General features: G+C 69.4%; 23 protein-coding genes and 1 tRNA gene. 10 read left to right on the top strand and 14 right to left on the bottom strand.

From position 1 onward, the window contains the following. The first annotated feature begins 3 nt into the window (after window positions 1-3). Entirely contained in the window at window positions 4-1,221 is a 1,218-nt protein-coding gene (gene spt, locus AC07NX_RS21270) for a serine palmitoyltransferase (RefSeq protein ID WP_494644538.1), read from the top strand. Window positions 1,222-1,265: 44 nt separating this feature from the next. On the opposite strand, the gene AC07NX_RS21265 is transcribed toward spt, so the two are convergent. From AC07NX_RS21265 to AC07NX_RS21255, 3 genes are read right to left on the bottom strand one after another with little or no spacing between them, the layout of a single operon-like run. Beyond that, a complete protein-coding gene (locus AC07NX_RS21265; protein ID WP_494644537.1) occupies window positions 1,266-2,210 on the bottom strand; it encodes a hypothetical protein in 945 nt (314 codons plus the stop codon). Then, a complete protein-coding gene (locus tag AC07NX_RS21260) occupies window positions 2,207-3,124 on the bottom strand; it encodes a diacylglycerol/lipid kinase family protein (RefSeq protein WP_494644535.1) in 918 nt (305 codons plus the stop codon). Before AC07NX_RS21260 ends, AC07NX_RS21265 begins: the two co-directional genes overlap by 4 nt. Further along, entirely contained in the window at window positions 3,124-4,182 is a 1,059-nt protein-coding gene (locus AC07NX_RS21255) for a CDP-alcohol phosphatidyltransferase family protein (RefSeq protein WP_494644533.1), read from the bottom strand. The genes AC07NX_RS21260 and AC07NX_RS21255 overlap by 1 nt, the downstream gene beginning before the upstream one ends. A gap of 156 nt (window positions 4,183-4,338) precedes the next feature. Between AC07NX_RS21255 and AC07NX_RS21250 the strand changes: the two genes are divergently transcribed. The 6 genes from AC07NX_RS21250 (at window position 4,339) to AC07NX_RS21225 (ending at window position 10,003) form a co-directional block, all read left to right on the top strand. Beyond that, window positions 4,339-5,247, top strand: coding sequence for a metallophosphoesterase family protein (locus AC07NX_RS21250; protein ID WP_494644532.1), 909 nt, complete (start codon window positions 4,339-4,341; stop codon window positions 5,245-5,247). Window positions 5,248-5,357: 110 nt separating this feature from the next. After that, complete coding sequence (locus tag AC07NX_RS21245; RefSeq protein WP_494644530.1) at window positions 5,358-5,795, top strand: HIT family protein; 438 nt, start codon at window positions 5,358-5,360, stop codon at window positions 5,793-5,795. Then, window positions 5,792-7,021, top strand: coding sequence for an LptF/LptG family permease (locus AC07NX_RS21240; protein WP_494644529.1), 1,230 nt, complete (start codon window positions 5,792-5,794; stop codon window positions 7,019-7,021). Before AC07NX_RS21245 ends, AC07NX_RS21240 begins: the two co-directional genes overlap by 4 nt. Beyond that, window positions 7,018-8,082: an LptF/LptG family permease gene (locus tag AC07NX_RS21235; RefSeq protein ID WP_494644528.1), complete on the top strand. Its 1,065-nt coding sequence runs from the start codon at window positions 7,018-7,020 to the stop codon at window positions 8,080-8,082. Before AC07NX_RS21240 ends, AC07NX_RS21235 begins: the two co-directional genes overlap by 4 nt. Further along, complete coding sequence (locus tag AC07NX_RS21230; protein ID WP_494644526.1) at window positions 8,083-9,234, top strand: dATP pyrophosphohydrolase; 1,152 nt, start codon at window positions 8,083-8,085, stop codon at window positions 9,232-9,234. 4 nt (window positions 9,235-9,238) lie between these two features. Beyond that, window positions 9,239-10,003: a nucleotidyltransferase family protein gene (locus AC07NX_RS21225; RefSeq protein ID WP_494644525.1), complete on the top strand. Its 765-nt coding sequence runs from the start codon at window positions 9,239-9,241 to the stop codon at window positions 10,001-10,003. A gap of 24 nt (window positions 10,004-10,027) precedes the next feature. Here the strand turns inward: AC07NX_RS21225 and AC07NX_RS21220 are convergent, their stop codons facing one another. The 4 genes from AC07NX_RS21220 to AC07NX_RS21205 form a co-directional block, all read right to left on the bottom strand. Further along, entirely contained in the window at window positions 10,028-10,468 is a 441-nt protein-coding gene (locus AC07NX_RS21220) for a hypothetical protein (protein WP_494644523.1), read from the bottom strand. Between the two features lie 270 nt (window positions 10,469-10,738). Further along, entirely contained in the window at window positions 10,739-13,036 is a 2,298-nt protein-coding gene (locus AC07NX_RS21215) for a TonB-dependent receptor (protein ID WP_494644521.1), read from the bottom strand. Window positions 13,037-13,299: 263 nt separating this feature from the next. Continuing rightward, the gene (locus AC07NX_RS21210; RefSeq protein WP_494644519.1) at window positions 13,300-14,052 is read right to left on the bottom strand and encodes a phosphocholine cytidylyltransferase family protein; all 753 of its coding nucleotides are present in this window, start codon (window positions 14,050-14,052) and stop codon (window positions 13,300-13,302) included. A 205-nt stretch (window positions 14,053-14,257) separates the two neighbouring features. Next, window positions 14,258-14,332 (bottom strand) — tRNA-Gly (locus AC07NX_RS21205). Between the two features lie 151 nt (window positions 14,333-14,483). Between AC07NX_RS21205 and AC07NX_RS21200 the strand changes: the two genes are divergently transcribed. After that, complete coding sequence (locus tag AC07NX_RS21200) at window positions 14,484-15,143, top strand: HD domain-containing protein (RefSeq protein WP_494644518.1); 660 nt, start codon at window positions 14,484-14,486, stop codon at window positions 15,141-15,143. Here the strand turns inward: AC07NX_RS21200 and AC07NX_RS21195 are convergent. Next, on the bottom strand, window positions 15,140-15,703 hold the full coding sequence (locus AC07NX_RS21195; RefSeq protein ID WP_494644516.1) for a TetR/AcrR family transcriptional regulator: 564 nt from the start codon (window positions 15,701-15,703) through the stop codon (window positions 15,140-15,142). The two genes, AC07NX_RS21200 and AC07NX_RS21195, sit on opposite strands and share 4 nt — an antisense overlap. A gap of 127 nt (window positions 15,704-15,830) precedes the next feature. Between AC07NX_RS21195 and AC07NX_RS21190 the strand changes: the two genes are divergently transcribed. Both AC07NX_RS21190 and AC07NX_RS21185 read left to right on the top strand, forming a co-directional pair. Then, window positions 15,831-16,832, top strand: a complete 1,002-nt coding sequence (locus AC07NX_RS21190) for an NADP-dependent oxidoreductase (protein ID WP_494644515.1) — start codon at window positions 15,831-15,833, stop codon at window positions 16,830-16,832. A gap of 45 nt (window positions 16,833-16,877) precedes the next feature. Then, complete coding sequence (locus tag AC07NX_RS21185; protein ID WP_494644514.1) at window positions 16,878-17,744, top strand: alpha/beta fold hydrolase; 867 nt, start codon at window positions 16,878-16,880, stop codon at window positions 17,742-17,744. Between the two features lie 27 nt (window positions 17,745-17,771). On the opposite strand, the gene AC07NX_RS21180 is transcribed toward AC07NX_RS21185, so the two are convergent. From AC07NX_RS21180 to AC07NX_RS21155, 6 genes are all read right to left on the bottom strand, one after another. Further along, window positions 17,772-18,671 (bottom strand): TraB/GumN family protein, encoded by a 900-nt coding sequence (locus AC07NX_RS21180; RefSeq protein WP_494644512.1) that lies wholly within the window; start codon window positions 18,669-18,671, stop codon window positions 17,772-17,774. Between the two features lie 40 nt (window positions 18,672-18,711). Continuing rightward, window positions 18,712-19,623: an alpha/beta fold hydrolase gene (locus AC07NX_RS21175; protein ID WP_494644510.1), complete on the bottom strand. Its 912-nt coding sequence runs from the start codon at window positions 19,621-19,623 to the stop codon at window positions 18,712-18,714. 57 nt (window positions 19,624-19,680) lie between these two features. After that, window positions 19,681-19,875 (bottom strand): helix-turn-helix transcriptional regulator, encoded by a 195-nt coding sequence (locus AC07NX_RS21170; protein WP_035070350.1) that lies wholly within the window; start codon window positions 19,873-19,875, stop codon window positions 19,681-19,683. After that, on the bottom strand, window positions 19,875-20,456 hold the full coding sequence (locus tag AC07NX_RS21165) for a hypothetical protein (protein ID WP_494644509.1): 582 nt from the start codon (window positions 20,454-20,456) through the stop codon (window positions 19,875-19,877). Before AC07NX_RS21165 ends, AC07NX_RS21170 begins: the two co-directional genes overlap by 1 nt. Window positions 20,457-20,561: 105 nt before the next feature. After that, the gene (locus tag AC07NX_RS21160) at window positions 20,562-20,852 is read right to left on the bottom strand and encodes a hypothetical protein (protein WP_494644508.1); all 291 of its coding nucleotides are present in this window, start codon (window positions 20,850-20,852) and stop codon (window positions 20,562-20,564) included. Between the two features lie 130 nt (window positions 20,853-20,982). Then, window positions 20,983-21,855 carry a kinase gene (locus tag AC07NX_RS21155; protein WP_494644507.1) on the bottom strand — a complete coding sequence of 291 codons (873 nt, stop codon included), beginning with the start codon at window positions 21,853-21,855 and terminating at the stop codon, window positions 20,983-20,985. Between the last annotated feature and the right edge of the window lie 127 nt (window positions 21,856-21,982).

The raw sequence follows: 21,982 nt of genomic DNA, 5'->3' as shown, positions 1-21,982 counted from the left end.
GCCATGGGGCTGTTCGACAAGCACCTCGCGTATCGCGACGCCTACAACGCGATCCGGCAAGCCGGCGCCGATCCCTTCAGCGTGCGCTTCGACGCGGTCGTCTCGCCCACGGAAGGCGTGATTAACGGCAAGCGCACGATCCTGCTGGGCACCAACAACTATCTGGGCCTGACCTTCGACGAGCAGGCGATCGCCTCGTCGGTCAAGGCGGTCCAGGAGCGCGGCACCGGCACCACCGGCTCGCGCATCGCCAACGGCAGCTTCGAGGCCCATGTCGAGCTGGAAGAGGCCCTGGCCAAGTTCTACAGGCGCAAGCACGCCATGGTGTTCACCACCGGCTACCAGGCCAATCTGGGCGTGCTGTCGACGCTGGTCGGCCGCGGCGACCACCTGATCCTGGACGCCGACAGCCACGCCTCGATCTATGACGGCGCGCGCCTGGGCCACGCGGAGGTCATCCGCTTCCGCCACAACGACCCGGAAGACCTGTACAAGCGCCTGCGCCGCATGAAGGACGTTCCGGGCGAGCGCCTGATCGTCGTCGAAGGCATCTATTCGATGATCGGCGATACCGCGCCACTCAAGGAAATCGCCGCCGTGAAGCGCGAGCTGGGCGGCTACCTGCTGGTCGACGAGGCCCACTCGATGGGCGTGCTCGGTGAACACGGTCGCGGCCTGGCCGAGGCGGCCGGCGTCGAGGCCGATGTCGACTTCGTGGTCGGCACCTTCTCCAAGAGCCTGGGCGCCATCGGCGGCTTCTGCGTCTCTGACATGGACGACTTCGACGTCATGCGCGTCACCTGCCGTCCGTACATGTTCACCGCCTCGCTGCCGCCGGCCGTGGTCTCCTCGACCGTGACCGCCCTGCGTCGCCTGGAGGAGCAGCCCGAGCTGCGCCACAAGCTGATGGCCAACGCCCGCCGCCTGTACGACGGCCTGAGCGGCATGGGCTTCATGACCGGCCCGACCTCCAGCCCGATCGTGGCGATCACCATGCCCGACACCGAGCGCGCGATCGGCATGTGGAACGCCCTGCTGCAGAACGGCGTCTATCTGAACCTGGCCCTGCCGCCGGCCACGCCGGACAGCCGCCCGCTGCTGCGCACCAGCGTCAGCGCCGCCCACAGCTTCGAACAGATCGACCAGGTTCTGGCCGTGTTCGCCGAGATCGGCGTGGCCATGGGCCTGATCGAAGCCCCGCTGAAGCGCGTCTCGGCCTAACGCCGGACCTGCATCGCCAAAACTGGAAAGGCCTGAGGGAAACCTCAGGCCTTTCCTGCTTTCTGGGCCTTGGTCTGCGCCTGGCGCTGTCGCCACAGCCGCCACAACACCCCCGGAGCCGCCAGCACCGGGTGGCGCTCGCGCCAGGGCGTCAGGGCCACCGGCATGCCGGTGTGGCGCTCGATCTTCCAGGCGGCGTAGCGCGCCGCTCCGTCGAAGGTGAAGGCGGCCTTGACCAGGCGGGCATAGTTCAGCGGCCGCCCCATCCGTCGGCGCAGGCGCCAGGCGGCCTGGATCCGCCGGCGTTCGGCCTGGTCCAGGGCGGGCTGGACCGAGCCGTCGGCCTCGATATCCAGCAGGCCCTCCTCCCGCCAGCAGGCGACCAGCAGGCGATGATAGCGATTGACGTCGAAGGCCAGGATCGAGCGCTCGCGCCCGCCCTTCTCGACGCGGAACTCGGCCGCGTAGGTCTCCTGGAACAGGGCCGACCAGTAGGCGGCCGGCGGCCCCTCGGCGGGACCCAGGGCGGCGGCGAAGCGGGCGGCGGTTCGGGCGGCGTCGGCCACGGCCTCGACCACCTGCCCGGCGACGGCGGGGCTGGCGCTCCAGACCAGGCCGGCGGGCTGGACGAAGCGGGCCCAGATGGTGGTGTCGATCCCCTGCCCGCGCGTCGCCGCCTGGAACTGGGCCAGGGTCATGGTCGCCACCTTGGCCCGCAGCACCTGGCCGTCCAGCGCCAGCTCGTGATAGCTGACGTCGGGCCACAGCAGTCGCGTGGCCAGGCCCCGCGGGCCCGGACGCACCCGTTCGGTCAGCACATAGAAGTCCAGCACCCCGTCCAGGTCGCCGGTGCGCAGGATCGAGCCGTAGAACAGCACCGCCAGCGGCCCCTCGAACCGGTCCAGCAGCCGGGTCGCCAGGGCCACGGCCTGGGGCGGGGCGGGCGCCAGCAGCTCCTCGCCCACCAGGCTGGCGACGGTCCCGGTCATGCCGCCAGGAACCTCAGGGGCGGGCCCAGCACCACGGTCACCCCGCCCGCGCCGTCATAGACGTCGCCGTCGACCACCAAGGGCTGGTTGGTGGTGATCCGCAACCGCGAGGCGTCGCCGCGCCGATAGCCGTGGCGGCCGGACCAGGCCGAGTCCTTGCCGGCCAGCAGGGCCGGAAACGCACCCGGCAGTCCCCGGGGCGGGGCGTCGACGTCCAGGAACTTCAGGCCTTCGCGCGGCGGGCCGAACGGCTTGACCCCGAACGGTAGGCGCTTGAGCGTGGTGGCCAGGACCAGGAAGCGGTCGGCGGTGCGGGTCTCCTCGCCGTCGATGGCCAGGCACAGCGGCACGCCGGCCCGCCACTGGTCGCGCTTGCCGCCCATCACCGTGCCGACCAGCGCGCCCAGCACGCTCATGGCCACCGCGATGCTGTGAAAGGCTCCGGTCTTGTGGACAGTCTGGGCCAGGCTGGTGGCGCGCACGAAGGCGCCCAGGCCGAACACGAAGCCGCGCAGGCTGGGCCGCCCGTCGTCCCAGCGCACCTCGAGCGGCGCGCGGTGCTTGATCACCGCCTGGCCGGACTTGGCGGCGACCAGGGCCTTGGCCAGGGTCCAGTCGCGCGGCACGCCCAGGTCGATGGCCAGCACGTTGGTCTTGCCCGAGGGGATCAGGGCGACCAACGGCATGGCCTCGCCGAAGATGGTCGCCGCCCGGCTGAGCACGTCGCGGATCGTGCCGTCGCCGCCGTCGATCACCAGCAGGTTCACGCCGCATTGGGCGAAGGCCTGCAGGTCCTCCTCCAGCGCCTCGGGGGTGGCCGGCTCGACCAGCAGCACCGCGTCGGGCGTCGATTCTTCGTCGGACCGCCCGATATTGGCGTGACTCATCGGATTGCGGACGACGCCTACACGCATCAGCGCGACAACCAGGAAACGACGGCCCCCTTCGGGGTCACCAAGCCTTGCAGGATCTGCGCGGCGTGCACGACCAGGCAGATCGCCGTCCAGATCGCCACCGCCAGGAACCCGATGTCGGGACGGCCGACCAGAACCGCAAGGGTCAACAGGATCAGGTTGGGATTGCGGCGGGCGGTGATCAGCCGGAAGAAGCTGTCGAACGGCCGCCAGGCGTGCATCTCGACCTTGAACAGGGCCAGGAAGATCCCCTCCTCCACCCGCTGCAGCACGTAGCCGCCGACGATGACCGCCAGGGCCAGCTGGCCATGGGGCATGGTCAGGCCCACCGCGCCAACGCCCACGTACCAGGCCCACCACCAGAACGGCGGGTGGACCAGGTCGATGCCGTGATCGAAGACGTTGCCCCACTTGGACGAGGTCAGGGTCACCCGCGCCAGCTTGCCGTCGACGGTGTCCAGGAAGGTCATGATCCAGGCGCAGACCAGGCCCCAGCCCCACTGGCCGGTCCAGAACAGCCAGAAGGCCGCCAGCACCAGCAGGAAGCCGATCAGGGTCACCTGGTTGGGGGTCATCTTGGCCAGGGCGCACCAGCGGGTGACGATCCGGGCGGGCGTGGGCCAGACGTACTTGGTCACCAGGTCGGTGACGCCCTTGTACGAGCCTTGGAACAGCCGCTTCTCGACGGCCACGCGGGTTTCGGGCGTCAGGCGCTCCAGCACCGGCGGCTCGCGCTTGCGCAGGGCGCTGTTGTAGGCCGAGCCCAGCTCCAGCGCCGTCAGGCGCGTCGTGGCCAGGGCCGTGACGTCCTCGCCGGTGTCGAGCCGCACGATGGCCTCGCGGGCCCGGGCGGCCGGGACGTTGAGGGCCACCACCCGCCCGGCCTCGTCGACCAGCGCCACGCCGGGGCGGCCGGCCAGGGTCTTGATCAGCGACTCGTCGAACACCCAGCCGGCGTCGACCACGACCACGTCTCCGGCGATGAAGACGGTCTCGGGCCCCGCCTCGACCAGGCCCACGCGCCGGTAGATCCGCGACAGCCGCTCGGCGGAGGTCATCCCCCAGAGGCGGGTTTTCGCCAGCCCGACCGTGACGGCGGACGGGCTGACGGCCTCATTTGGCTGATTTTCCGCGCTCACGATAGACAACCCCTTGAAACCTGGCGCGATTGATAAGCAGCTTCGGCGCCTTCCGCCAGAATCCGTGAACCAAACTTGTCGATATTCCGCCTCGCTCACCTCTCGGACCTCCACCTGCCGCCGCCCAGGGGCGCGTTCGGCTGGCGGGACCTGCTGTCCAAGCGACTGCTGAGCCGTATCGCCTGGCGGCGCAAGCACCGCGAGCACCGGCCCGAGGTGCTGGAAGTCGTGATCGCCGACCTCAAGGCCCACGCTCCCGACCACATCGCCATCACCGGCGACCTGACCAACTACGCCTCCCGGGCCGAATACGAGGCGGCCCGCGTCTGGCTGCAGGCCCTGGGCCCAGCCCGCGACATCACCGTCAGCCCCGGCAACCACGACGCCCTGGTCGGCGCCCGGGACGGCGACTCGTTCGCCGCCTGGACGCCCTGGCTGGGCGACGACGGCGAGGCGACCTTCCCGCAGGTGCGGGTGCGCGACGGCGTGGCGCTGTTCAACCTCTGCTCGGCCGTGCCGACCGCGCCGCACCTGGCCACCGGCCGGCTGGGCCAGGCTCAACTGGACCGTCTGGACGCCCTGCTGGGCGACCCGGCCTATCGCGACGCCTTCCGGGTGCTGCTGATCCATCATCCGCCCGTCCCGGGCGCCGTGGCCCGGCGCAAGTCGCTGGAGGACCTGGACGCCCTGCGCGCCCTGCTCGCCCGTCACGGCGCGGACCTGGTCCTGCACGGTCACGCCCACGAGGCGATGGTGTCGACCGCCCCCGGCCCGGACGGCGCGACGATCCCCGTGCTGGGCGTTCCCTCCGCCTCGGCCCTGGGCGAACGCGGCCATCCGGCGGCGCGCTGGCACGAGGTCGAGATCGATCGTCGGGCGAACGGCGGGATCGAGGTCAGGCTGGTGGCCCGCGGGCTGGATCCGGCGACTGGCCGGACGGGCGAGCTAGGCCGCCATGTCCTGGTCCAGGCCTGTCGTCCCTGACGGCGAAAAGGACCCGAACAGAGGCCGAGGGCGCGGATCGTGCTTCCATGGAAATGACGGCGTCCCTATTGTAGGAGCAACGGCGGCGAACGCCCGCAGGCGAGGCCGAGATGACCAATCCCACCGCTGAGAGTTTCGGCTTCCCGCGCACAAAGGTGGCCGAAACCGAAAGCTGGCTGATCCTGGTGCGGCCCAAACAACCGACATTTGGGTCGCTGGTGCTGGTATGCAAGGAATCGGTCGAGGCCTTCTCCCAGCTGAGTCCCGCCGCCTTCGCCGACCTCAAGACGGCGACCGAGGGCGTCGAGCGCCTGTTGAGCAAGGTCGTGGCGTACGAGAAGATCAACTACCTGATGCTGATGATGGTCGACAAGGACGTGCATTTCCACGTGATCCCGCGCTACGCGGGGACGCGCGAGCATGAAGGCCGGGTCTACAGCGACGCTGGCTGGCCGGCCGTTCCCGCCCTGGGATCGACGGTCGACCTGGACCTGGACGCCGCCGAACGGCTGGCCCGGACCCTGGCCGAGGCCTGGTCGGCCGCGTGAAGAAGCCCATCCCCACGCCGCGCGGCACCGCGCGCTTCCGGCTGATCGACGCCTATCTGCTGCGCCTGCTGGTCTGGCCGATCGTCGGCTGCCTGGGCGTGACGGTGATCGCCCTGCTGCTGGAGCGCGTCCTGCGCCTGCTGGACGTGCTGTCGCAAAGCAGCGCCCGCTTCGGCTACGTCACCGAGTTGGCCGCCAACCTGGTGCCGCACTATCTGGGCCTGGCCCTGCCCGTGGCGTTCTTCGTGGCGCTGTTCATCGTCATCACCAAGCTCAGCGACGGCTCGGAGATCGACGCCCTGCTGGCCAGCGGCCAGTCCCTGACCCGCATCGCCGCGCCGTTCGTCTATGTCGGCCTGTTCCTGATGGTCTTCAGCCTGATCGTCTTCGGCTACATGCAGCCCTACAGCCGCTACGCCTATCGGGCCGTGATGCACGAGGCGATCAACGCCGGCTGGAACGGCAAGCTGAACGGCGGATCCTTCATCGACCAGCCCAAGCTGCTGATGACCGCCGACGGCGCGGACCCGGCCGGCCAGCAGCTGACGCGGGTGTTCATCCGCCGGATGGACGCCGCCGGCCGCGAGGAGGTGATCACCGCCGCCACCGCCGACCTGCGCTCGGCCCCCGACGGCAAGACCGTCATCATGCTGCTGCGCAGGGGCCAGCGGATCGGCCTGGACGCCCGCGGCGAGCACCGCATCCTGGTGTTCGACCAATTCACCACCAACGTCTCCCTGGCCGGGGCCGCCGCCTTGCTGCGCAGCCGCGGCGGCGACGAACGCGAACTGACCCTGGGCGAACTGGCCCGCCAGGCCCAGAGCCCCAACCCGGTCGTGCCGCGCGCCACCCTGCTGGCCGAACTCTATGGGCGCCTGGCGCGCGCCGCCTTCCTGCCCTTCCTGCCCCTGCTGGCCTTCCCGCTGGGCCTGGCCGCCAAGCGCGGCAACCGCACCCCCGGCCTGATCATCGCCGGCGTGCTGCTGCTGGCCTTCCAGCACAGCCTGCAGCTGGGCCAGAGCCTGGCGGAATCGGGCAAGGCCATGCCGCTGGCGGCCATCGGCGTTCCCTGGCTGGTTTTCACCAGCCTCAGCGTCTGGATGTTCGTCGGCAGCCGCAAGCGGCCCGGTCAGACCCCGGTCACCGAGCTGATCCGCCGCTTCGGCGTCGGCATCAAGCGCTTCCGGCGGATGTTCCGGGACAGGTTCGAGCAGGCTGACGCATGAAGATCCAGCTCTACGTCCTGCGCACGGTCGGCACGCGCGTGCTCGGCGCGGCCCTGGTCCTGTTCTCGATCCTGCAGATCCTCGACCTGCTGGAAGTGACCACCGACATCCTGGACCGCGGCCTGGGGACGGCCGGGGTGCTGTACTACGCCGCCCTGCGCTCGCCGCGGCTGATCGAACAGGTCGCCCCGATCGCCACCCTGGCCGGCGGGCTCTTCGCCTTCTCGCAGCTGGCCCGCGAAAGCGCGATCATCGCCATGCGCGCCACCGGCATCTCGGCCTATCGCATCGTCGGCATGGCCCTGCCCGTGGCCTTCCTGGTCATCGCCATCGACTTCAGCTGCGCCCAGCTGATCGCCCCGCGCACCGACCCGGTGCTGGCCGACTGGTGGCGGGCCACCACCCCGGTCGCCGACCGCAAGGTTCCCGGCCCCCGCAGCTTCCGGGCCGGCGACGACCTGGTGATCGCCAACGGCGCCTCGGCCGACGGCGGAACCCTGAACGCGGTCAAGATCTACCGCCGCGACAAGGTCGGCCGGTTGGTCGAGCGCGTCGAGGCGCCGTCGGCGACCTATGCGCGCGGCGGCGGCTGGACCCTGGTCAATCCCGTGATCGTCCGGTTCAACGGCGAGCAGGTCAACGTCACGCCCGCCGCCCGGATGAGCTGGCCCTCACCCCTGCACCGGCAGGACGTCCAGGCCCTGTTCGCCGACAGCCCCGTGCCGACCGCCGCCACGGCGCGGCGCGCCCTGCTGAACGGCGGCGGCGACCGCCCGACCAGCTTCTACGAGACCCGCCTGCTGGCGGCGTTCGCCGGACCGATCGCGTCCCTGGTGATGCTGCTGCTCAGCGCCCCGGTCGCCCTGGCCAATTTCCGCAGCGGCCAGGGCGCGGTGCTGCTGACCGGCGGCCTAGCCGCCGGCCTGGTCTTCCTGGTCGTCAACGGCCTGCTGTCGGCGCTCGGCGAAGGCGGCTCGCTGTCTCCCATCCTGGCCGTCTGGGGCGGTCCGATCATCTTCGCGGCCCTCGCGATCTATGCGCTCGTTGTCCTGGAGGGCTGAATGCCGTTCGACACCACCGATTCCGACCTGACGATCGTCCCGGTCGGCTCCAAGGCCGAGCTGAAGCGGTTCATCGACCTGGCCAACCGGCTCAACGCCGACGACCCCAACTGGGTCGTGCCGTTGATGTACGAGCGGATGGCCGCCCTGACGCCGAAGACCAACCCGTTCTTCGAGCACGCCGACGTGCAGATGTGGCTGGCCGTGCGCGGCGGTCGCGACGTGGGCCGGATCAGCGCCCAGATCGACCACCTGGCCACCGAGGTCGGGACCGGCAAGACCGGCAACTTCGGCATGATCGCCGCCGAGGACGATCCGGCGATCTTCAGCCTGCTGTTCCGCACCGCCGAGGACTGGCTGAGGGCCCGCGGCTGCGACCGGGCCCTGGGCCCGTTCAACCTGTCGATCAACGAGGAGGTCGGCCTGCTGGTCGACGGCTTCGACACCAAGCCGATGGTGATGATGGGCCACGATCCTCGCTACACGGCGGCGCGGGTCGAGGAACAGGGCTACGCCAAGGCCAAGGACGTCTACGCCTATGTCTGCGATCCCCGGGCCGCCCTGCCGCCCGTGGTGGTTCGGCGCGTCAAGCGCGGCCTGCCCGAGGGCGTGACCCTGCGCCAGCTGGACATGAGCCGCTACGACGAGGAGGTCAAAGCCCTGACCGGCATCCTCAACGACGCCTGGTCGGGCAACTGGGGCTTCGTGCCGACCACCGAGGCCGAGACCGCCCAGCTGGGCAAGTCGCTGAAGGACGTGCTCGACAAGCGCCTGATCCTGTTCTCCGAGATCGACGGCGAGCCGGCCGGCTTCATCGTGCTGCTGCCCAATGTCAACGAGGCGATCGAGGGGCTGAACGGCAAGCTGCTGCCGTTCGGCTGGGCCAAGCTGCTGTGGCGGCTGAAGGTCAAGCGGGTCAAGTCGATCCGCATCCCGCTGATGGGCCTCAAGCGCAAGTTCGCCGACACCCTGCGCGGCCAGGTCGTGCCGTTCCACCTGATGAACGCCGGCCGCGACGCCGGCCTGGCCCTGAGCTACGACAAGTTCGAGTTCTCGTGGATCCTGGAGGACAACGCGCCGATGCGCCGGATCTCCGAGGCCATGGGCGCGGAGATCTACAAGACCTATCGCATCTACGAGAAGGCGATCTAGCGCCGTGGCGGCCCCGTTTCAGGCCCTGGTGCTGGCCGGCTCGCGCGGCGGGGTCGATCCGGTCGCCGACTATGCCGGCGTCAGCCAGAAGGGCCTGATCGTCCTGGGCGGCCGCACGCTGCTGGCGCGGGTGCTGTCGGCCCTGGACCAGGCCGGCGCCCAGCGCATCGGCGTATCGACCAACGACGCGGCCCTGGAGGCCGCCCTGGCCGGCGAGACCACCCGCGCGACGGTCTCGCGCCTGCCCTCGGCCGCCGGCCCCAGCCAGAGCGTCCACGACGGGGCCCAGGCCATGGGAACGCCCTTGCTGGTCACGACGGTGGACCACGCCCTGCTCCAGCCCGAGTGGGTGACCGATTTCATGGCCGACACCCCGGCCGAGGCCGACATCGCCATCCTGCTGGGCGAGGAGGCGCTGGTCCAGGCGGCCGCCCCGACGACCAGGCGCACCTACCTGGCCTTTCGCGACGGACGCTATTCGGGCTGCAACCTGTTCTACCTGAAGACCCCGGCCAGCCTGCGGGCCATCGACCTGTGGCGCACGGTCGAGAAGCACCGCAAGCAGCCGTGGAAGATCGCCGCGCTGTTTGGCCCGGTGATGCTGGTCCGCTACCTGCTGGGCCGGATGACCCTGGACGAGATGGTGGCGCGGATCGGCCGCCTGGCCGGGGTCAGGGCGGCGGCGGTCCGGGCCCGGCACGGCTTGGCGGCGGTGGACGTCGACAAGCCGGCCGACCTGGACCTGGTGCGGTCGATCGTCGAGGGGTGAGCCCCCTCGCGGCGAGATGTCGGCCTACTGGGTCGTATCGCCGCGGTAGAAGACCCCGACCAGGGTCACGTACAGCATGCCGACCAGCGACACGATGAATCCGTAGTCCTCCGGCACGGGGAATGGAGAGTTCGTCGGCCCCAGGGTGGCGCACCAGATCAGGAACGCCACGCAGGAGATGGTGATGCCCACGGGCTGGGGCCCATCGGCGTTCTGGGCGGTGCTCTTGATCCGTACGGCGATCAGGACGGCGAGGCAGGCCAGGGTGATCACGATCAGGATGATCAGCCGCGCCGTCTCCTTGCCCGTCATGTCCGGCAGAAGGCCGATCGCCGCGCCGTAGACGCCCAGGGCCTCGGCGGGGATGAGCTTGGCCAGCCTGGTGGCCCAGCCGTCGGCGGTGGCCCCGTTCGACGCCTGGTCGCGTGATTGGCCCAAAGGCAGGCCGTGGACTCTCAGTGACATGGTCGCTCCCTCTCGTTTTGTCGGTAAAGACAACTGTTCTTCGAGCAGGACGCCGACGTCGCGACTTCCGACGCGATACTGAGCCATCCACGAGGCGCGTCCCGTCACAAACTTGACCGAACCTTGGAATTGACGCAATCCCCGATTGGGCAAAACCCGTGACGCAACCGATAGGAAACCCGCGGCCGGGGCGCGAAAAAACCCCGCCGCCGGCGCCGCGGAGCGGCTTGGGCGACGGGGTTTTCCGAAAACGCGGGAAAGGCGGGGACGTTACTTCAGCTTGGCGCTGACCGAGACGCCCACGATGCGCGGTTCGTTGTAGACGGCGGCCATATAGTTCTCGATGACGCCCTTGAGGTTCTTCTCGTTGGTGATGTTGCGGCCGAACAGGGCCACCTCGTAGGCCCCGTTTCCGCCTTCGTAGCCGAGCTTCAGCCCGCCTTCGAAATTGCCCTTCGAATAGAATTCGTCGGTCTTGTAGAGCACGAAGTTCGTATAGCCCTGGACGTTCCAGTCCGTGGCGACGAACAGCTTTCCGTCGGCGCCCACCGGCAGGTCGTAGCGACCCGTGAAGCTGAGGTTGTACTTCGGCGCGTTGGGCAGCGGCTGGCCGTCGATCTGGGCGAAGGTGCTGGTGCCGAACGGGCCCACGATGGCGATCGTCGGGTTCTTGACGGTGCAGACCACCACGCTGTTGAGGGCGCAGACCTGGGCGTAGACGCGCTTGTCCTGGATCTCGCTGTGCAGCAGGCTGGCGCCGGCCGTCAGGGTCAGGTTGGCGATCGGGCGCCACTCGGCGTCGGCTTCCAGGCCGTAGGCCTTGGCCTTGTCGGCGTTGAACAGCACGCCGTTGCCGTTGGAGTCGTTGCCGTTCAGCTGGATGTCCTTGACCTCGTAGGTGAAGGCCGAGGCGTTCAGGCGCAGGGTGTTGTCCAGCAGGGTGCTCTTGAAGCCGGCTTCCCACGACAGGATCGTTTCGGAATTGGCGGTCGTGAAGTCGCTGTTGAACACCGCCGAACGGCCCTGGATGGTCGGGCCCCGGAAGCCCTTGGCCACGCGGGCGTAGACGTTCAGGTCCGGATTGACCTCGTAGTTGGCCGACAGGTCCCAGCTGACCTGCTCGTCCGACAGGCGCACGTAGCGACGGCCGGCATAGGTGGAGACGTTGGCGACGGTGTTGGCGGTCTTGGCCAGCTTGGTCTTCTTGGCGTCGTAGGTGTCGCGCAGGCCGCCGGTGACCGTCAGGGCGTCGGTCAGCTTGTAGCTGACCTGGCCGAACACCGCCCAGGAGGTGTTGAGGTTGTTCAGCTCGACCCAGTTGTTGGGGTTGCGGGCGGCGGTGGTGAGGAAATAGGCGCGCTGGAAGAAGTCGGTGGTGTCGCGCGAGTCGAAGTACAGCGCGCCGACCTGCCACTTCATGCGATCGTCGCCGTTGCTGGCCAGGCGGATTTCCTGGGTCAGCTGGTCGAGGTCGCGAACCTGGCCCATCGACTGGCCAAAGCCGTTGGGAACGCCATTGACCGGGAAGTTGGCCGCCGCGCCGCCGTCGGTGTCGCCGCGGCTGTAGCCGCTGGTCGTCTCATAGGCGCTGATCGAGGTCAGGGTCACCGGACCGAAGTCGTAGGCGATGTTCAGCGACGCGCCTTGCGTGTCGTAGGCCTGCGGATTGTTGTTGGCCTCGTCGAAGGCGACGCTGTCGCGCGGGGCGGTCGAGCTGTTGGAGCCCTTCTTCAGGGCGCCGCGCAGGAACAGGGTCGAGGTGCCCTCGTAGTTGCGGGCGTGGGCCGAGGCCAGGACCGTCAGCTGCTCGGTCGGGGTGGCCAGCAGCTGGATCCGCACGTCCTTCTCGTCGAAGCCGCCCATGGCGTTCTTCTTCGGGGTGACGGTACCGTCGGCGCTGGTCCCGGCGAAGGTGTTGTCGACATAGTCGTCGCGGTGCTGGTAGAGCGCCGAGACGCGGAAGGCCAGCTTGTCGGCCACGATCGGGCCGCCGATGCCGCCGTCGAAGGTGGTCGTGCCGTAGGTGCCGTACGAGGCGCTGGCGCGGCCTTCCAGGGTCTGGGTCGGCTTGTTGGTGTCGAACTTGACGATGCCGGCGGTGGTGTTGCGGCCGAACAGCGAGCCCTGCGGGCCGCGCAGCACTTCCACCTGCTTGACGTCGAACACCGGGTTGGACTTCAGCACCACGTGCTCCAGCACGACGTCGTCCTGGATGATCGACACCGGCTGCGAGGCGCCGAGGTAGAAGTCGATGTTGCCCAGGCCGCGGATGTAGAAGCGCGGGAAGATCCGGCCCGTGGTGGTCTCGGCGTAGAAGCTGGGCACCTTGCCCGACAGCGAAATGATGTCGTCGCCGCCGCCCTGGATAGCGCGCAGCTGGTCGCCGCCGACCACGGCCACCGAGACCGGCACCTTCTGCAGGTTTTCCGAGCGGCGCTCGGCCGTGACCACGATCTCGTCCAGGGCGGTCGAGGACGCCTCCTGGGCGAGGGCCGCCGTCGCGAACGACAGGGCCGAGAGACCGGCGCCCAGCAGGAGCGCGCCTTTACGAGCATTGAAACGAGACATTGAACCCCACCCTATTCGTGACAGGAAGACCGAGCCGACAAGAGAGAATCGAAAAAGCGCCGGTCGTTGAGTCCGCCGTCGCTTGTAAGGACCCGCTTACTTCTTTGCGGGCCTGCGGCCTATAGGCATGTTGCATGACAACGCCGTGACAGGCGTCCGGGCCTCCAGCTGAGCAGATTGTCGGCAGGCCGGCGGCGCCCGTCAGTCGGGCGCCTGATCCGACGGCAGGGCGTCGGCGCGCTCGCGACGCAGGCGCAAGGCCGCTACTCGCCCGCCGCCACCCAGGCCGCCGCCAGTTCGCGGTTCTTCGGCAGGTCCTCGGGGAAGTCCATCTCGGCCCAGTCCAGGCCCTCGATCGACTGGACGTGGACCACGTCGTGCTCCTGGGCGATCTGGTTGATGACGCTGAGGTACCAGCGCTTGAGGCCTTCCGGCGTGCGCAGGGCCTGCTCGACGATGCGGGTGAACAGGGCCGCGCCCTCGGGATCGAAGCGCAGGAAGCCGATCGACTCGGCGTCGTACTGCTCGATGGTCTTGCCGATGGCGCGCAGGCTGAGGCCCTCGGTCAGCACCTTCATGTCGTCGGCGTCGTAGCCGGCGGCCTTGCGGTCGATGGTGACGGTGATCGGGGCCGGCGGGGCGGCGATCAGGCGCGCGGCGATCGGCGCCGCGAACAGAGTGTCGCCGTTCAGCAGCAGGAAGTCGCCGCGCATCTCGCCGCGCGCCAGCCAGCACGTGGCGAGGTTGTCGGTCAGGGCGTAGAACGGGTTGAACAGGGTGCGGACCTTCAGGCCCGGAATGTCGAGCCCGGCGACCTCCTTCTCGACCGTGTCGGCGGCGAAGCCGGTCACCACCACCGCCTCGGTGATCCCCGCCTCGGCCAGATGCTTGAGCTGCCAGTGCAGCACGGTGCGGCCCGAAAGCTCGACCAGGCACTTGGGGCGGGTGTCGGTCAGGGGCGACAGGCGCTTGCCCTGGCCGGCGCTGAGGATGATGGCTTTGGCCGGTTTCGCCACGGGCGGAGTCTCGTCTGTCTGGAAAAGCGAAGAGCGCGAAATAGCGACGACGGGACAGGCCAACAAGCCCGCCCCGCCGCTTCAGGGCGCCAAGTACCAAGTTTCGCCGGGCGGGCGCAAGCGCGGCCCTTTTCCAGGAGCTGGCGTCCCCGGACGGCCGGCGATCCCGGCGGATCGCGCTCGCCAACGGTTTCATCGAAGGAATTGGAGCGGGCGATGGGAATCGAACCCACGACATTCTGCTTGGGAAGCAGACGCTCTACCTCTGAGCTACGCCCGCGTTGGACGAATGGGCAAGCCGCGCCGTCCAAGCGCCGAGCCCGTCTAGCCGGTTCGCGCCGTCTTCTCAATGGCTTCTTTGGGCCCCGCGTTGACGACGCCCTTGGGCCGGCGCACGATCGGATCAAACAGACGTTCGGGAGGAGAGCGCCATGGCCGACGGCCAGCACCACGCGAACGGGTCCGAGCGCGCCCCGGAACGCGCCCAGGATCGCGCCCCAGAACGCGCGAAATTCCACGCCATGGTCGACGGCACGCGGGAGGACTGGGCGATCATCGCCGACGCCTCGACGGAGTTCGGCCGCGACCTGCCCAAGCGCCTGATCTCGCACCTGAAACTGCTGCGAGGCGACTGCGGCGGCTTCGCCATCGACCGGCTGGACCACAGCCTCCAGACCGCCACCCGGGCCTTCCAGGACGGCCGCGACGAGGAATATGTCGTCTGCGCCCTGCTGCACGACATCGGCGACATCCTGGGCCCGCGCAATCACGCCGACATCGCCGCGGCGATCCTGCAGCCCTTCGTTTCCGAGGAGAACCACTGGATGGTGGCCCACCACGCCATCTTCCAGGACTACTATTTCTTCCATCACCTGGGCCTTGACCGCGACATGCGCGACCAGTTCCGCGGCCATCCCAGCTTCGAATACACCGCCCAGTTCTGCCATCTCTACGACCAGGAGGCCTTCGACCCGGCCTATCCGTCGATGCCGCTGGAGGCGTTCGAGCCGATGCTGCACCGGGTGATGGCGACGCCGAAGCGGTCGATCTATCTGCGGGCCAAGCAGGGCGCGGCGGCCCAGGGCGCCTAGGCGTCCGGCGCCTTTTCCTCGATCCAGGACCGGGTCTGGCTGAGGATTTCCTCCGACAGCACGGGATCGTCGATCGCCCGGGCCAGGACGACGGCCCCCACCATGGCGGCCCAGGTGCCGACCGCCTGGCGGCGCGCCCGCGCCGGGTCGTCGGCGGGCATCGTCGCGGCGACCCTGTCGATCTGCGACCGGAACCCCTCGGTCATGGCCAACCGCGCGGCGGCGGCCTGGCGGCGGATGTCCGCGACCAGGGCCGCCGTCGGGCACCCCTCGCCGACGCGGTCGCGGTGCCAGGGCGACAGGTAGGCGTCCAGATAGCCCGCCAGCCCGTCCTGCCCGCCCTGCCCGGCTTCCTGAACGGTGAAGATGTGCCCGATGGCCTGGGCGACCAGATCGTCCTTCGAGTCGAAATGACCATAGAAGCCGCCATGCGTCAGGCCGGCCGCCTTCATCACCTCGGCCACGCTGACGGCGTCGAAGCCCTTTTCGCGGAACAGCCGGCTGGCGGCGTCCAGGATGCGCAGCCGGTTGGCCTGCATCTGCTCGCGGCTGACCTTCATTCCGACAATCCTCCAATGGCCCGTTGACACATACATGATGGCTATCATATTTAGCAACAATCATGATGATGATCATGAATATTCCGCCACGCCTCGCTCGTCGGGGCAGCGCTTGGAGACGATCCCGATGAAGGCCTTCATCCTCGACCAGTATGAGAAGAAGGGCGCCTTGCGACTGGGCGACATGCCGACCCCGACGCCGGGCGACGAGGATGTGCTGGTCGAGGTGCACGCGGCCGGGCTGAACCCGCTGGATTCCAAGATCCGCGACGGCGAGTTCAAGTCGCTGCTGTCCTATCGGCCGCCGTTCATTCTGGGCCATGACGTGGCCGGGACGGTCGTCCGCGTCGGCGCGAACGTGCGGGCCTTCAAGGTCGGCGACGAGGTCTACGCCCGGCCGCGCGACGGCCGGATCGGGACCTTTGCGGAACTTATCGCCATCGACCAGGCCGACGTGGCGTTGAAGCCCAAGTCGGTCAGCATGGAGGAGGCCGCGTCCCTTCCGCTGGTCGGGCTGACGGCCTGGCAGGCTCTGGTCGAGCGCGCCAAGCTCCAGAAGGGCCAGAAGGTTCTCGTTCACGCCGGCTCGGGCGGCGTCGGCGCTGTCGCCATCCAGTTGGCCAAGCACCTGGGCGCGACGGTCGCGACCACGACCAGCACGGCCAATATCGACCTGGTCAGGGGCTTCGGCGCCGATGTCGTGGTCGACTACAAGTCCCAGGATTTCGAGAAGGTCCTGTCCGGCTACGACCTGGCCCTGAACAGCCTGGACGGCGACACGCTCCTGAAGTCGATCGAGGTGCTCAAGCCCGGCGGCAAGCTGATCTCGATCTCGGGTCCGCCGGATCCCGCCTTCTTCCGCGAGCGGGGACTGAACTGGGCCCTGCGGCTGGCCCTGCGCCCGCTGAGCGCCGGCGTGCGGCGCAAGGCCAAGGCCCACGACGTCAGCTATTCGTTCCTGTTCATGCGGGCGGACGGCGAGCAGCTGGGCCGGATCACCGCGCTCGTCGAGGCCGGGGCCCTCCGGCCGGTGGTCGACCGGGTGTTCCCCTTCGAGGCGCTCAACGACGCCCTGGCCTATCTCGACACCGGGCGGGCCAAGGGCAAGGTCGTCGTCAAGCTGAAGTGAGCGCGCCCGGCCGGGGCTCCGTCGCCAACATCCGAGGAAACGATCGTGAACACGCCTCAGCCAACGTCCGCCGACCCGACGAATACCTGGCGGGGCGCGCCGACCCGCGGCATCGACGTCGCGGGAACCAAGCTGGCCTACAGGCGGCTCGGCGTGACCACCGGCGTCCCGCTGGTGATGCTCAACCACTGGGGCGCGGTGCTGGACAACTTCGACCCGCGCATCGTCGACGGCCTGGCCGCGACCCGACCGGTGATCGCCGTCGACTATCGCGGCGTGGGCGCCTCGGGCGGCGACGCGCCCTTGACGGTGGCGGAAATGGCCCAGGACGTGATCGCCCTGATCCGCGCCCTCGGCTTGGCGCAGGTCGACCTGCTCGGTTTCTCGCTCGGCGGCTTCGTGGCGCAGGACGTCGTGCGGAAGGCGCCGAACCTGATCCGCAAGCTGATCCTGACGGGAACCGGCCCGGCCGGCGGCCAAGGCATCAGCGACGTCGGGCGGGTGTCCGCCCCGCTGATCGTCAAGGCCATGCTGACCTTCAAGGATCCCAAGTCCTATCTGTTCTTCACCGCGTCCAAGACCAGCCGGCGGGCCGCCAGCGCCTTCCTGGCGCGGCTGAAGGAACGCCAGGTCGATCGCGACAAGCCGATCACCATCGCCGCGTTCCTTCGGCAGCTGACGGCCATCCACGCCTGGGGCCGGCAGGCGCCGCAGGACCTGGGCGCGATCCGCAACCCCGTCCTCGTCGCCAACGGCGATCACGACATCATGGTGCCCAGCCGCAATTCGGTCGACCTGGCCAAGCGCCTGCCGAACGCCGAACTCGTTCTCTACGAGGACGCCGGGCACGGCGGCATCTTCCAGTATCACGAGGCCTTCGTGCCCAAGGCGCTGGCCTTCCTGGACGCGTGAGGCCGCCCGACCTTCCGCTCGGAGGTCCTATTTCACTCGCTCGGCCTTGATCCCCAGCTTGGCCAGTTGCGCCTGCAGGCTGTCGGGCCCGGCCAGATGGCCCGCCCCGACGGCGACGAAGCTGACGCCCGAGCCGGCCAGCTTGGCCTTCAGCTGGTTGGCCCAGTCCTGGTTCCGGCCGACCAGCAGCAGCTTGTAGACGTCCGGATAGTCGTCCTGCATCTCGTCGACCATCTGGCGCTTCAGCTCGCCCTGGTCGCCGGCCGCCCACGCGGCCACCAGGGCGTCGATCTTGGCCGGGCCCTCGTCGATTTCGTCCAGGGTGGAGTCCAGCAGCTGGGTCTCCTGGGCGGGCGTCATGTCGGCGAAGAAGCGGACCTGCTGCTCCATGGTCTCGAAGGCCGAGATCGGCTTGCCCGCCGCCTTGGCCTGGGCGGTCAACAGCTTTTCGACGCCGCTCTCGGGGTCGTAGCCGGCTCGCAGCAGCGGGGTCAGCGACACGGTCAGGGCCGCCAGCCAGGGCCGCATCGGCTCCAGGGCCTGGGGCGGAAAGCCCATGCCCTCGGCCGCGGCCCGCAGCTTGGCGTAGCGCTCGGGCTTCAGCTTGCCCGACAGCGGCGCGGCCGGGTCGACGCCGTATTTCAGCATCAGGGCCCGCGTCACCGCCGGGTCCTCGGGCTGCTCAATCTCCATGACCACGTCGTCGGCCTCCTGGAAGGCCTTGGCGATCCTGGGCGACCGCCATTGGGTGCTCGGCTTGAGCACATGCACCGTACCGAACAGGTAGATGGTGGAGTCCTTGTCCTTGATCGCCCAAAGGGCGGGCTCGGCCAGGACGGGGCTCGCCCCCATCGCCCCAAGAGCAAGCAAGGGGACGGCGACGAGGGCGAGGGCGAAGCGGCGGACGGATCCGAGCAGAATCAGCATTCCGCCACTGTTCCGCTCCAGGCATCGGCCGGCAAGGCGTCTACTTCAGGAAGGCCTCGACCTCGAAGGCGAAGGCGGCCGGCTGGTCCAGCATGATGAAGTGGTACGACCCGTCGATCCGCTTGACCCTGGCCTGGGTCATCGGGACGTAGGCGCCGGTGTAGAGCCGGTCGAACGCCGCCTGAGGCGCGATGGCCGGGTCCCACGGATAGAGCATCGTCGTCGGCGTCCTGATCGACGCCAGCTCGCCGCGCAGGTCGGTGGTCAGGTCGTCGTAGAGCGCGCGGCCCACCACCGAGCGGTCCGAGGCGAGGGTCGCGGCCGTGGCGGCCTTCAGCCCCTCGGGCGACTTGACCAGGCGGGCCATCATCGCGGTCTCCATGGCGGTCCAGGCCTCGGGCGTGGCGTTGACCGTGCGGTCGCGCATGGCGGCGGCCTGGGGCTTGATGCTCTCGACCGTCGCGGCGGGCGAGAAGACCATGGCGTAGAACGGCAGGCTGTCGACCACCATCAGCCGGCCAACGTCCTCGGGATGCTGGCGGGCCAGCATCAGGCCCATCAGCCCGCCCATGGAGTGGCCGATCACGGCGGGCGACTTCAGCTTGGCCGACCGGATGTAGCCGTCCAGGGCGTCGACGGTCGGCTGGATCACCGGTCCCTCGGCGTTGGCCCCGGCCGGGGCGCCGGCGAAACCGGCCACCTGGATCACGTGCAGGCGGTAGCGGCCCTGCAGCTGCTTGACGGTGTCGTCCCAGACAGCGGCCGACGAGGCCAGGCCGGGGATCAGGACCACGTCGGGTCCCTGCCCGGTCACCGTGACCGTGAAGCGGGGCGCGGCGGCCGAAGGGACAGCCACGGGCGCGGCATGGGCCGGATGGAGGACGGCGGCGGCTGTGACGAGGGTGGCGGCGCAGGCGAAGGCGGCGCGCGCCAGGATGCGGCGGACGTTCATGACAGTCTCCGGGTTAAACGTTTGAATTTTCGGACGAGGGCCTGGACAGCCTGACCGTCAGGCTTCGTCCTGGAAGATGGTCTCGATCGGCAGGCCGAACAGGCGGGCGATCTTGAAGGCCAGCGGCAGGCTGGGGTCGTACTTGCCCGTCTCCAGGGCGTTGACGGTCTGGCGCGAGACCTCCAGGCGCTCGGCCAGGTCGGCCTGGCTCCAGTCGCGCTCGGCCCGCAGGACCTTGAGGCGGTTCTTCATCAGCGGTACCGCCGGGCGATGAGCGGCTGGGACAGGCCCATGGCCACGGCGAAGATCGGCACCACCGCCCAGGCCGGCGCGTGCGGCGCCTTGCCGAAGGTCTCCAGGAAGCCCCAGACGCTGGCCGCGCCCAGGGTCACGGCGATGCCCCACAGCAGGCTCTGGATCAGGACCTCGCGATGGAACTCGTCGGTCTCCTCGGCCAGGTAGAACCCCATGCTGGCGATCGTGCCCAGGATGGCCGCGGCCGGGGCCAGGGCGATCAGGTAGCCCAGCGGCCCGGCGGTCAGGCCTTGGCGATGCAGCATCGTCGCCCCGATCAGCAGCACCACATAGGCCGACATCGAGATCCCGAACCGTAGCATGTAGCGCAGCATCGGCGGACGCAGGGGCTCGCGCCGGAACAGGCGGTTGGCCCCGTAGGCGAAGGCCAGCGACGCCGCCACCGTGCCCAGGCCGCCGACGAACGACCACGCCCCGCCCAGGGCTCCGACGCGCACCGACAGCAGGATCGCGCCGATGAACCCGGCGAACAGCATGAACTTCTTGAGGGCGCGAAACTCGCCGCGTTCGGACGTCATGTCTTGGCTCCCTGTCTTTTTGACAAGGATGCTTGTCTTATATTGTTGCAATCATGTCAAGCAAGCTTGTCAAAAGATCAAGGAAAGGCGACAGGCCGTCGCGCGTCAAGCGGCCTTGCGCGCCGAGGCGGCGTCGAAGCGCTCGGCGTGGCTGACATGGATCGGCCTGGCGGCGGACAGGCCCAGGGTCTGGGCCAGGCGGCTCTCGCCGCGCCCGCGCAGGATCGTCCAGCCGTAGCGGGAGAAAGGGTCCTCATAGTCGGCCCAGCGGATGATCCGGCCCTGGTCGTCGCAGCGCCAGATCGCCTTGTCGCAGCCCGGGATCGGGGCGGCCCGGTTCCAGACCGCCACCCGCCGGGCATGGGTCGAATAGGTCCCGCCGAAGAGTGTGTTCATGGCCCGGAAGCTCCACCGCCAGCGACTCGGTGAGTCGTTTCGCCGACAAAGGGAAACTAGCACTGGTGGAAGCGGAAATGGGGGCACACCATATCTGGTGCGACGCCGTGCCGCGCGACCAAATGGCCGATCAGAGGATGGACGAACGGCGGTCTTTGTCCAGCGCCACCACGACGTCGGCCCTGGCCGGCATCTCGCGGGCGATATGGCGGGTCAGGCGCTCGTAATACTGGACGAAGACGGCGACCTCGTCGTCGGTCATGGCCCCGCCCTGCCCCGCCGCCGCCAGCCGGTCCCTCAGCTTGGCCTCCTGCTCCTGGCGCCAGGCCAGCACCGTCTCGAAATCCGGCGCGGTGAACAGCACCAGCAGGTCCAGGCGGGCGAACAGGGGGCGATAGGGGCCGGCCAGGGCGGCGTTGACGTGGGCGCGCCACGCGCCGTCCGGGTCGCGGTCGCGCTCCAGGGCGTTGAGCGGCGCGGCCAAGGCCCCGGCCGGCTCGGGCCGCGCCCCGACGCACCAGCCCTCGAACAGCACGACGTCGACGGGGCCGGCGACCACCGGCCAGGCCTCGACCGGCGCGCGGTCGTCCGTGGCCTTGTCGAAGCGCGGCAGCGCGGTTTCGCCCTCCCCGGCCAGGCCGTCCAGCACAGCCAGGCCCAGGGCGATGTCGTGCGTCCCCGGCGCGCCGCGCGTGCGCAGCAGCGGGTGGACGTCGCGGGCCAGGGCCTCGCGATCGGCGCGCGGCAGGTAGAGGTCGTCCAGCGACAGGGTCGCCACCTTCAGCCCGCGCGCCTCCAGCAGGGCGGCCACGACCCGGACGGCCGTGGTCTTGCCCGAGCCCTGCGGGCCGCAGACCCCGACCACGAAAGCCGGCCCCAGGGCCACCGCCGCGATCCGGGCGGCCAGCGGCGCGTGCAGCCGCTCGACCTCGGCGGCGAAGTCGGCGGGCAGGCGCTCGTCCCGCAGGAAGGCGGCCAGCCAGTCAGGATCGATGGTCGTCATGCTTCCCCCTCTCCTTCTCCCCTTGCGGGAGAAGGTGTCGGCGGAGCCGACGGATGAGCAACTGTGTTTATCGTGCGTACTGCGGATCCCAGGCTTGGCCTGAGCGCAGCAGGGCGACGATGATGCC

It is taken from the genome of Caulobacter sp. GW821-FHT09A05 (genome assembly GCF_059418465.1).
Note: the sequence above shows the minus strand (reverse complement) of the source record. Positions and strands in the feature narration are given on the sequence as shown.